The organism is Dyella sp., from assembly GCF_035277725.1.
Classification (GTDB): domain Bacteria; phylum Pseudomonadota; class Gammaproteobacteria; order Xanthomonadales; family Rhodanobacteraceae; genus Dyella_B.
Genome location: NZ_DATEJY010000058.1, coordinates 24,560 through 35,677 on the forward strand (window position 1 = coordinate 24,560; position 11,118 = coordinate 35,677).

At 62.2% G+C, this 11,118-nt stretch carries 11 protein-coding genes; 7 read left to right on the forward strand and 4 right to left on the reverse strand.

Features of this window, described 5'->3' with window-relative positions; translation table 11 throughout:
- Positions 1–110 precede the first annotated feature (110 nt).
- From VJR68_RS05290 to VJR68_RS05305, 4 genes are all read left to right on the forward strand, one after another.
- Positions 111–1,478 carry a sensor histidine kinase gene (locus VJR68_RS05290; RefSeq protein WP_324146521.1) on the forward strand — a complete coding sequence of 456 codons (1,368 nt, stop codon included), beginning with the start codon at positions 111–113 and terminating at the stop codon, positions 1,476–1,478.
- Between the two features lie 133 nt (positions 1,479–1,611).
- Positions 1,612–2,568 carry an SPFH domain-containing protein gene (locus VJR68_RS05295; protein WP_324146522.1) on the forward strand — a complete coding sequence of 319 codons (957 nt, stop codon included), beginning with the start codon at positions 1,612–1,614 and terminating at the stop codon, positions 2,566–2,568.
- A 16-nt stretch (positions 2,569–2,584) separates the two neighbouring features.
- Complete coding sequence (locus tag VJR68_RS05300; RefSeq protein WP_324146523.1) at positions 2,585–3,025, forward strand: NfeD family protein; 441 nt, start codon at positions 2,585–2,587, stop codon at positions 3,023–3,025.
- Positions 3,026–3,143: 118 nt separating this feature from the next.
- Entirely contained in the window at positions 3,144–4,430 is a 1,287-nt protein-coding gene (locus VJR68_RS05305; RefSeq protein WP_324146524.1) for a threonine/serine ThrE exporter family protein, read from the forward strand.
- 101 nt (positions 4,431–4,531) lie between these two features.
- On the opposite strand, the gene VJR68_RS05310 is transcribed toward VJR68_RS05305, so the two are convergent.
- The 3 genes from VJR68_RS05310 to VJR68_RS05320 form a co-directional block, all read right to left on the reverse strand.
- Positions 4,532–4,861 (reverse strand): H-NS histone family protein, encoded by a 330-nt coding sequence (locus VJR68_RS05310; protein ID WP_324146525.1) that lies wholly within the window; start codon positions 4,859–4,861, stop codon positions 4,532–4,534.
- A 294-nt stretch (positions 4,862–5,155) separates the two neighbouring features.
- A complete protein-coding gene (locus tag VJR68_RS05315; protein WP_324146526.1) occupies positions 5,156–6,856 on the reverse strand; it encodes a proline--tRNA ligase in 1,701 nt (566 codons plus the stop codon).
- A gap of 142 nt (positions 6,857–6,998) precedes the next feature.
- Complete coding sequence (locus VJR68_RS05320) at positions 6,999–7,439, reverse strand: DUF4124 domain-containing protein (protein ID WP_324146527.1); 441 nt, start codon at positions 7,437–7,439, stop codon at positions 6,999–7,001.
- A gap of 199 nt (positions 7,440–7,638) precedes the next feature.
- On the opposite strand from VJR68_RS05320, the gene pssA reads away from it, so the two are divergent.
- Genes pssA through rimI form a run of 3 tightly spaced genes read left to right on the forward strand, consistent with a single transcriptional unit; the run spans position 7,639 to position 9,361 of the window.
- Complete coding sequence (pssA, locus tag VJR68_RS05325; protein ID WP_324146528.1) at positions 7,639–8,415, forward strand: CDP-diacylglycerol--serine O-phosphatidyltransferase; 777 nt, start codon at positions 7,639–7,641, stop codon at positions 8,413–8,415.
- Complete coding sequence (locus VJR68_RS05330) at positions 8,412–8,894, forward strand: hypothetical protein (protein WP_324146529.1); 483 nt, start codon at positions 8,412–8,414, stop codon at positions 8,892–8,894. Before pssA ends, VJR68_RS05330 begins: the two co-directional genes overlap by 4 nt.
- Positions 8,894–9,361, forward strand: coding sequence for a ribosomal protein S18-alanine N-acetyltransferase (gene rimI / locus VJR68_RS05335; RefSeq protein WP_324146530.1), 468 nt, complete (start codon positions 8,894–8,896; stop codon positions 9,359–9,361). Before VJR68_RS05330 ends, rimI begins: the two co-directional genes overlap by 1 nt.
- A gap of 80 nt (positions 9,362–9,441) precedes the next feature.
- On the opposite strand, the gene VJR68_RS05340 is transcribed toward rimI, so the two are convergent.
- Positions 9,442–11,118, reverse strand: a 1,677-nt coding sequence (locus VJR68_RS05340) for a class I tRNA ligase family protein (protein ID WP_324146531.1), incomplete at its 5' end; no start/stop codon positions are given.

An 11,118-nucleotide genomic window follows, 5' to 3' on the forward strand; every position in this document is an offset into this window, starting at 1 on the left:
CGCACCCCAACCTACGGGAGTGGCACGTATGGACAGCAACGTGTAGAACAACCGCACTTCATGCAGAGACCGCCCATGCCTCCATCCAGCCGTCACACCTGGATCGCCCCATGCGCCGCCTGAGATCGCTGGAAGCACGCCTCGCCTTTCTATTGGCCTTGGCGGCATTGATGGGTGCGCTGGTCTATACCGGCGTCACGCAATGGCCCTTGCCGGAAACGCTGGCGTGGGCACGCAAAGAGCTGACGCTGCAGGTCGCGACGCCTGACCGCACCGAAGCGATCGTCATCTGCGTGGCGATCCTGGCGCCGCTCTCCTGGTGGTTCGCGCACATGGTGATGGTGCCGGTCAAGCGCCTGTTGCGTGCGCTGGAAGGCGCGGTGGCGAGTTATCGCGATGGCGATTTCAGCATTTCGCTGGCGCTCAACCGGCACGACGAACTGGGCGATCTCGTGCGCGTGCATAACGACCTGGGCCAGACGCTGCGCGAACAGCGGCAGAACCTGGCGCAGCGCGAGTTGCTGCTGGATACCGTGGTGCAGAACACGCCGGTGGCCCTGGTGCTGACCGACAGCAGCGGCCGTGTCGCCTACGCCAACATCGCGGCGCGGCACTTGTTCAACGAAGGACGCAGCCTCAATGGTTTGCATTTCGCCACGCTGATCGCCGCCATGCCCGAAGCGTTGCGCAAGGCGACGGAAGGTACGGAAGATGCGCTGTTCAGCGTGGAAATGGATGGCAGCGAAGAAACCTTCCATCTTTCGCAACGTGCTTTCCGCTTGCAGGGGCGGCCGCATCGGCTGCAATTGTTCCGCCGCATGACGCGCGAACTCTCACGGCAGGAAGTGGCGGCCTGGAAGCGCGTGATCCGCGTGGTGAGTCACGAGTTGAATAACTCGCTCGCGCCGATTTCCTCGCTCGCTCATTCCGGTGCGGAGCTGGCGCGGCGCGGAGATGTGCAACGCCTGCCGGGCGTGTTCGCCACCATCGGCGAGCGCGCGCGCCACCTGCATGGTTTTATCGACGGTTATGCGCGTTTTGCCAAGTTGCCGGCGCCGCGTATCGCTTCGGTGGAGTGGAAACCGTTTCTGGATGCGCTCGCCTTGCATTGCCGGTTTCAACTCGCCAGCAGCGTGCCATCGCAATCGGGTTGGTTCGATCCGGTGCAGATCGAGCAGGTGCTGATCAACCTGGTGAAGAATGCGCACGAGTCGGGCAGCGCGCCGGATGGCGTCACCTTGTCGCTCACCATGGTCGGCCATGAGCTGCGCATCGAAGTGGCCGACCGCGGCCCCGGCATGAGCGAGGCGGTGCTGGCGCAGGCGCTGCTGCCGTTCTACTCCACCAAGCGTTCGGGTACGGGCTTGGGCCTGGCGCTGGCGCGCGAGATCAGCGAAGCGCATGGCGGGCGGATTGCCCTGGCCAACCGCGAGGATGGTGGCTTGCGCGTGACGCTGCTGCTGCCGCAGCCGGCGTAGGTCTCGCTGTAGGTTGGGGTGCGAACCCCAACATGACGATCCCGATCGATATGGCGGTGTTGGGGTTCGCACCCCAACCTACATGGTCTTGCGCGTGCCCTATACTCCTTCGAGTCAACTAGGAGGACATCTCATGGGCGGTATTTTTGCGTTGGTGGTAGTGGTGGTGGCGATCATCGTGCTGGCGAAGCTGGTGCGTATCGTGCCGCAGGGATACGAATGGACGGTGGAACGTTTCGGGCGCTACACGCGCACGCTGACGCCGGGTCTGCATTTCCTGATTCCCTTCATCTACGAGATCGGCCGCAAGATGAACATGATGGAGCAGGTGCTGGACGTGCCGAGTCAGGACGTGATCACCAAGGACAACGCCGTGGTGCGCGTGGATGGCGTGGTGTTCTATCAAGTGCTGGATGCGGCCAAGTCGGCCTATGAAGTGGCGAACCTGGAGCAGGCGGCGCTGGCCTTGGTGATGACCAATATCCGTACCGTACTCGGTTCGATGGACCTGGACGAATCGCTCAGCCAGCGCGATGCGATCAACGCCAAACTGCTGACCGTAGTGGATGAAGCCACGCATCCGTGGGGCGTCAAGGTCAATCGCATCGAGATCAAGGACATCGCACCGCCACGCGACCTGGTCGATTCGATGGCGCGCCAGATGAAAGCCGAACGCGAGAAGCGCGCACAGATTCTGGAAGCGGAAGGCCTGCGCCAGTCGGCGATTCTGAAAGCGGACGGCGAGAAGCAGTCGGCGATCCTGGCGGCAGACGGCAAGAAGGAAGCGGCCTTCCGTGAAGCCGAAGCGCGTATCCGTTTGGCGCAAGCCGAAGCGGAAGCCACCAAGCTGGTGTCCGACGCCATCGCCGGTGGTAACGTCAATGCGCTGAACTACTTCGTCGCCAACAAGTACGTGGAAGCGTTGAAGGAAATGGCCAACTCGCCCAACCAGAAAATGCTGCTGTTGCCGGTGGAGGCCACGGGCATCATCGGTTCGCTGGCCGGCATTGCGGAACTGGCGAAGGAATCGCTGGGACAGCAGCAGGAAAAACTGGCCGCCACGCGGCGCACACCGTCATCGATGAGCTGAGTGCGAGGGGATACTCATGACGGTTGCTGCGCATTACCTATGGTGGATCGTCGCGCTGGTGCTGATCGCCATCGAGGTGATCATGCCCGGCTATTTCATGCTGTGGATCGGCATCGGCGCTGCCGCCACCGGCGTGCTGGTACTGCTGATGCCGGGCTTGTCGATGGTGGCCCAGGCGATCGTGTTCGTGGTGCTCGCGTTCGTATCGTGTGCGGTCTATTGGTATGCGGTGCGGCCGGCGTTGCAAAAAGGGGAGCAGGGTGACGGGCGGCTCAACCGGCGCGGCGAGCAGTTGATCGGCGGGCGTTATGTGTTGATCGAGGCTATCGTCAACGGACGCGGCAAGGCCAAGGTGGGCGATGGGCAATGGCTGGTCAACGGCCCCGATCTGCCGGCGGGGAGCACGGTCGAAGTGGTGGCGGTGGAAGGGACGACGTTGAAGGTGAAGCCGGCCTGATGGGGGAGGCTCTTGCAGGTTGGGGTGCGAACCCCAACACCTGAACGCTCACGCATGGCGGCGTTGGGGTTCGCACCCCAACCTACAACGCGGCGGCACTTACGGTAACAATGGCGCCATGCCTACGTCCGCCATCCGATCATCGTTGCCCAGCTTCGCTACCACGGCGCTCAATACCCGCATCGCCTTTCTGGTGGAACTCGCCACTCGCCTGCATAAATACGGCGCCGCCTCGCCGCGCCTGGAAATGGCGATCAGTGGATCGGCGCAACGTATCGGCTTGAATGCGGATGTGTGGTCCAGCCCTACCGCCATCATCATTTCCTTCTCGGATCTGGCACACGGCGATGAGGCGCGCCTGGCGCAGGTCACCCAGGTGATCCGCCTGACCCCCGGCGATGTGAATCTGGACAAGCTGTGCCGCGCCGACGAGATTGCCGATCGGGTGATCGCCGGCGAGCTGGATCTGCGCGAGGGCTTTCGCCTGTTGCGCGCACTGGAGCTGCCGGATACACCGCGCCAGCAAGCCGGCGTGATCATCAGCTACGGCTTGTCCGCAGCGGCCATTGACGCGTTGTTCCTGCATAGCTCGTGGGTGGACCTTTGCGTCGCCGGTTTCGTGGGGTTGATCATCGGCATGATCACTATCCTCTCAGCCACGCGTCCGCGCTTGCAGGTGGCCAGCGATGCGATCTGCGCGATGGTGGCGACGCTGGTCGCGATCGTCTTCAGCGCCTTCGTGGTGCCGTTGGCGATTAAATCCGTGGTGCTGGCTGGCTTGATCGTGCTGGTGCCGGGCATGTCGTTGACGACTGCGGTGCGCGAGATTTCCAGCTTGCATCTGGTGGCGGGCATGGCGCGCATGGGCGGGGCGATGTCGACGCTGCTCAAGCTCACCTTCGGTACGGTGGCGGCGACGCAGGTGTGTGCAGTGTTCGGTATCGAGCCGCGCGATTTCGCGTTGCCGGCGTTGCCGGACTGGATGGATTATCCGGCGCTGCTGGTGGCAGCCATTGCGTTTGCCATGTTGTTCCGCGCCGCGTGGCGTGATTGGCCAGCGGTGATCATCGCGGTGATCGTGGGTTATCTGGCCACGCGGTTGGGCGGTGCCATTTCGCCGAATCTCAACGGTGCGCCGTTCGGTGTGTTTCTCGGCGGGCTGCTGTTGAGCGCCTTGGCGAATGTGTATGCGCGTTATGCCGGGCGACCGGGTGCGGTGATTCGCGAACCGGGCATTTTGTTGCTGGTGCCGGGAAGCGTGGGTTTTCGCAGTGTGTCGTATTTGCTGGAGCGCAATGCATCGCTGGGTTTTGATTCGATGGTGCTGCTGGTGACGATTTTGATTTCGCTGGTGGCGGGATTGATGTTTGGTGAATTGCTGATTGCGCCGAGAAGGTCGCTGTAGGTTGGGGTGCGAACCCCAACATTACGATGTATGTATGGAGCGCGATGTTGGGATTCGCACCCCAACCTACGAAAACGCCGGCTTGAGCCGGCGTTTTTGGTTCAGATCGCCAGATCTTTTTCTTTCTTGCCGGCCTTGAGCGCATCGTTGAACCAGCGCGGGCGCTTGCCACGGCCCGACCAGGTCTGTTCCGGATCAGCCGGGTTGCGGTATTTCGGTGCCACCGAGCCAGTGCCACGACGCTTGCCGCGCACTGCGCCGCCACCGCCAAAGACTTCCTCAAAGCTGACGCCTTCGGCCTTCAGCACTGCGAATACCTTTTCACGTGCGCGGGTGACTTTTTCTTTCTCGAGTTCTTGCTGGCGCGCTTGCGCCTTCTGGATCAGGTCATTGAGCTGTGTATGGTTGAGGCTCTTGATATCAATGGCCATGAGGTGGACTCCGGTAAAAGAGAAATGATCAGGATATGCCGGGCTATTGATTTAGAAGTAAATGCCCGATGCATTTTGATTCTCTCGCATTAAATGCGAAATTGTAAAGCGCATTCGTGTAGGAAAAATGATTTTCGTGCAGCTAATTAAGCTCTCGATGACGTAAAAAAAGTAGGACGAATGCGGTCATTCCCGCGAAGGCGGGAATCCATTTTCAAAGATGCATCTGAGCAAAATGGATTCCCGCCTGCACGGGAATGACGGCGCTGAGGGCGTAACGCCCCTCACGACAACTTATGCGGTCAGTATTTCAAACAATTCATCACGCGTAATCGCACTGCTTTCACTGGCGGTACGCGCGCGATATTCCAGCGTGCCGGAAGCCAGGCCGCGTTCGCTTACCACCACGCGGTGCGGAATGCCGATCAATTCCATATCCGCAAACATCGCGCCGGGGCGCAGGCCGCGGTCGTCCAGCACGGTTTCGATGCCGCGTGCAGACAGTTCGTTGTAGAGCGATTCGGCGGCGGCATTCACTTCCGGTGCATTCTTGGGATTGATCACGCACACCGCGACGCGCCAGGGCGCCATCGGCTCGGGCCAGATGATGCCGGCGTCATCGTGGCGCTGCTCGATCGCCGCAGCCACGATGCGGCTGACACCGATGCCGTAGCAGCCCATCAGCATCACCTGCTTCTTGCCTTGATCGTCGAGCACGGTGGCGTTCAAGGATTCGGCATATTTGCTGCCGAGCTGGAAGACATGGCCCACTTCGATGCCGCGTGCGATCTGCAGCGTGCCATGGCCATCCGGCGAGGGATCGCCCGCCACTACCTGGCGCAGGTCTTCCACGCGCGTGATGCGCGCGTCGCGGTCCCAGTTGGCACCGGTGTAGTGCGTGTCGTTGGCGTTGCCGCCGCACACGAAATCGGCGAGCACGGCCGCGCTGCGATCGACGATCACGGGGATGTTGTCGGGCAGGCCAACCGGGCCGATAAAGCCAGGACGTACGCCGACGGCGGCGAGAATCTGCTCGTCGGAAGCCAGCACGGATTCACCCGGCAGTTCGGGCAATTTGCTGGCCTTCACTTCGTTGATCTCGTGATCGCCGCGCAGGCACAGCGCCACCAGGCCATCCTTGCCGCACACCAGCAAGGTCTTCAACACGCGATCGGCAGTAACGCCGAAATGCTTGGTGACGTCCTCCACCGTGCGCACGCGCGGCGTGTCCACGCGCTGCAGCGAAGCCGAGGGGGCAGGGCGGCTGATGGCCGGCGCGATCGCTTCGGCTTTCTCGACGTTGGCGGCGTACTCGGAGGCATCGGAGTAGGCAAGCAGGTCTTCACCCGATTCGGCCAGCACCTGGAATTCATGGCTGGCGTTGCCGCCGATGGCGCCGGTGTCGGCCTGCACGGCGCGGAACCTCAGGCCAAGTCGCGTGAAGATGCGTGCGTACGCCTGATACATCACATCGTAAGTTTCGCCGAGCGATTCCTGCGTGAGATGGAACGAGTACGCGTCCTTCATCAGGAATTCGCGCGCGCGCATCACGCCGAAGCGTGGGCGGATCTCGTCGCGGAACTTGGTCTGGATCTGATAGAAGTTGACCGGCAACTGCTTGTAGCTCTTCAGCTCGTTGCGTGCGAAATCGGTGACGACTTCTTCATGCGTGGGGCCATAGCAGAATTCCTGCTCCTTGCGATCCTTGATCTTGAGCAGCTGTCCGCCAAATTTTTCCCAGCGGCCGGTTTCTTCCCACAGCTCGCGCGGCTGCACGGAAGGCATCAGCATTTCGATGGCGCCGGCGCGGTTCATTTCCTCGCGCACCACGGCTTCCACTTTGCGCAGCACGCGCAAGCCCAGCGGCGACCAGGTGTACAGGCCGGAGGCGAGTTTGCGGATCATGCCAGCGCGGATCATCAGCTGGTGGCTAGCGATCTCGGCGTCGGCGGGGACTTCCTTGACGGTGGCCAGGTGGAATTGGCTAAGGCGCATGAGTGATGCTCGGCTATCGAGATAAAGGGCCGATTATAGCCAGCAGCACAAGTGTCGCCGTAGGTTGGGGTGCGAACCCCAACATCCGGATGCCACATGGCATGGCGATGTTGGGGTTCGCACCCCAACCTACGAGCGCCGTTCAAGTACCGCAGTATTGGTTGTACTGTGACTGGCTGGCATCCAGCTGCTGCTTGCGCTGGTCCGCATTGAGCAACTGCTGCTGGCCGCCGGTGCCCGTCATGACTACCGGGCCGCTGCCCTGCAAGGTGGTGATGTTCGCCTTCAGCGAGGTGCACAGCTTGGTACGGTTCTCCGGCGTGTCGGCCATGGTGCTCGGTTGCGGCGAGCTGCCGGTACTTTGGCTGCTGTTGCTGCTGCTGTTGGCAGCCGGCGGCGGGGCATTGTCGGCGGCCGGCGCGGAGCTGCCGGTGTTGACGCTGACCTGGCTGTACTTGGTGCCGGTCGGCGGCGGGGATTCCGAGTAATGGGTGGTGCCGTGGGCGTCGGTCCATTTGTAGACCTGGGCGCAGGCCAGGGGCGCAACCAGCAGCAGCGCCATGGCAATGGACAGTCGACGCATGAGCAGACTCCAAAAAGGGAATGGTGGAAAACACGGCTAGTTAACAACCGGCGCGGTTGGGACTCAAGCGGGCGATGCGGGCGGAGTATCGGGAACGTGCTGGCTCGCACGCTTGTGCCGGGCTGGCGCGTGTTTGCCGCCCTGAAAGCGCCAGCCACCACCCTGCTAAACTGGCCCGCATTCCATCATGGAAGGTTTCATGAGCGAGACGACACCAGCCCGGGTGCCGCGGCATCGCGGGATTTACCTCCTGCCGAACCTGTTCACCACCGGCGCCATGTTCGCCGGCTTCTACGCCATCGTCGTGAGCATCGGCGGACGCTACACGGATGCCGCCATTGCGGTGTTCGTGGCCGCCTTGCTGGACGGCATCGATGGCCGCGTGGCGCGCCTTACCCACACACAGAGCGAATTCGGAGTGCAGTACGACTCGCTCTCCGACCTCGTGAGCTTTGGCCTGGCGCCTTCGCTGGTGATGTACAACTGGTCGCTTGCCAGCCTGAAGGAATTCGGGCCGCTGCCGGGCAAGATCGGCTGGGCGGCTGCCTTCATCTACGCCGTCTGCGCGGCATTGCGCCTGGCGCGCTTCAACACCCAGGTCGGCGTGGCCGACAAGCGCTACTTCCAGGGCCTGCCCAGCCCCGCGGCGGCAGCGGTGTGCATGTCGTTCGTGTGGAGCATGGACAGCTGGGGCTATAGCGGCGCCGACCTCAACATGGCCATGCCGTTCATGGCGGTGATCGTGGGCTTGCTGATGGTGAGCCGCTTCCGCTATTACAGCTTCAAGTCCTTGCCGATGGGCGACAAGGTGCCGTTCCTGTGGATCCTGATCGCTGTGTTGATCCTGGTGCCGTTCTTCGTCGATCCGCCGCGCGTGTTGCTGGCGGTGTTTTCGCTGTTCCTGCTGTCCGGACCGGTGTTGACGGTGTGGGGCTTGGCCGCGCGCCGCAAGCGTACGCGCCGTGGAGCGGTATGAGCGCTGTCGTGGCCAGCCCTGTGCATCGAGCCCGCGTGCTGCGCGCGCTGGGCGTGGTGACGTGGCAGCGGCGGACTGTTGCTGAGGCGGCAGCGGCAGCATCGCCTGTCCAGGCGACCGAAGCCCAGCCGTTGCCGTCCAACGCAAGCGTTGTAGTGGTGCTGCCGCGTGGCTGTGCGGTACGCGAGTTGGATTTGCTTGGGCGTGCGCTCTCGGCCTTCGGTCCCTTGCTGGCGCGTGCGCCGCGCATCGAGGCGCTCGACGACTCCATGCAGGTGCCGCATGCACCGGCTTATCTGGTCTTCGGCCAGGCCCAGGCACATGCGCTTGGACGTGCGTTGCCGGCGCAGGTGATGCGTGATGCGCATATCGTGCTGGCCGATGCGCCGGCGGAGATCCTTACGCAAGCCCCCGCCAAGCGGCGGCTATGGCAGGCATTGCGCACCTTGCGGCGCGCGTTGGCGAGCGGATCCCCATAATGGTTGCGGTCGCGCGCCCCTCTTTGGAGATGCGCGCCATGCGGCGGGAAGACCTGTCGCGCGTGAGCGAGCTGGAACACGCTTCCTACGCCTTTCCGTGGAGCCAGGGCATCTTCGGCGATTGCCTGAAAGCAGGGCATCCGTCGTGGGTGCTGTGCCTGGATGGCCGCATCATCGGCTACGGCATTCTTTCCGTGGGCGCGGGCGAAGCGCATGTGTTGAATGTGTGCATCTCACCGGACGAGCGCGGACAGGGTTTTGGCCGGCATTTGATGAAACGCCTGCTGGATATCGCGCGCTGGAATGGCGCCGAGCGAGTGTTTCTGGAAGTGCGGCCGTCCAATCCGAATGCGCAGGCGCTGTATGTGTCGCTGGGTTTCCATGAGATTGGACGGCGTCCGCGTTATTACCCGGCGCATGATGGGCGCGAGGACGCGATCGTGATGGCGTTGGATTTCCCCGTGTAGGTTGGGATGCGAACCCCAACATCACTATTTATGCAGGCATGGTGATGTTGGGGTTCGCACCCCCAACCTACATTCGCATGTCAGCCGAGTTTGCGCATCTGCTCGCGTAACGCACCCAACTGCGTACTCCAATCGGTAATGCGCTGACGCTCCTGCGTCACTACTTCGGCCGGGGCATTCGCCACGAAGTTGGCATTGCCAAGCTTGTTTTCGCACTTCTTGATCTCGCCTTCGATCTTGGCGATTTCCTTGCTCAAGCGGGTTTTTTCCGCGCTGAGATCGATCAAGCCAGCAAGCGGAATCAGCACGCGCAAGCTGCCGACCACGGCTGCGGCAGCGGCGGGTTCGTCAGCACCGGCAGCGATCCACTGTGGCGCTTCCACGCGCGCGAGAAAGCTGATCTGCGCCGCAAACTTCGCCGCACGCGTGCGATCGCTTGCATCGCCATCGGCCAGCAGCAGCGGGATGGTTTTGCCGGGCGCGATGTTCATTTCCGCGCGAATGCGGCGGATGCCGCTCAGCACGTTCTTGTACCACTCGATCTCGGCGGTGGCGGCTTCGTCTGCAGTGATCTCACCGGACTTCGGCCATGGATGCAGGAAGATACTTTCGGCTTGAATGCCAAGCTTCGGTGCCACGGTCTGCCAGATTTCTTCCGTGATAAACGGAATGATCGGATGTAGCGCGCGCAGCACGGTTTCCAGCACCACCAGCAGTGTGTGGCGCGTCGAGGCGGCTGCCGTTGCATCGTCACCATTCAAGGCCGGCTTGGACAGTTCCAGGAACCAGTCGCAATACTCGTTCCACACGAATTCGTACAGCGCCTGTGCCAGCAAGTCGAAGCGATAGGTGACGAAGTGCTGTTCCACTTCCACCAGCGTGTGCTTCAAGCGTGTGAGAATCCAGCGCTCCGCTTCGGTCACCGGGGCGCAGGCCGGTGCGGGCAATTCGCCTTCCGGCAGATTCATCAGCACAAAGCGCGCCGCATTCCACAGCTTGTTGCAGAACGCCTTGTAGCCTTCCGCGCGCTTGATGTCGAAGTTGATGGTGCGGCTGTAGCTGGCCAGCGCCGCGAAGGTGAAGCGCAATGCATCGGTGCCGATGGCGGGAATGCCTTGCGGGTAATCCTTGCGGATGCGTTTTTCGACCTTTTCGCGCACCTGCGGAATCAGCAGCGATTTGGTGGATTTCTCCACCAGCGGTTCCAGTTCGATGCCATCGATCAGGTCCAGCGGGTCCAGCGTATTGCCCTTGGACTTGGACATCTTCTGGCCTTCCGCATCACGCACGATCGCGTTGATGTACACCTCGCGGAACGGTACCTGCTTGGTGAAGTACAAGGTCGCCATCACCATGCGCGCGACCCAGAAGAAGATGATGTCGAAGCCGGTCACCAGCACGGCGCTGGGCAGGAACAGCTTGTCCTGCTCCCAGTTGGCGACTACGTCGCCGCGTTCGTTTTTCACTTCGCCCTGGAACGGCCAGCCGAGCGTGGAGAACGGCCACAGCGCGGAGCTGAACCAGGTGTCGAGGACGTCTTCGTCTTGCTTCAACGCACCGACGGGCGCGACCGCAGCGTGCTTGCGCGCCTCGGCTTCGTCTTCGCCAACGAAAATATTGCCAGCTTCGTCGTACCACGCCGGAATGCGATGGCCCCACCACAGCTGGCGGCTGATGCACCAGTCCTGGATGTTTTCCAGCCACTGCGTGTAGGTGGTGGTCCAGTTCTCCGGCACGAACTTGATCGCGCCCGAGCG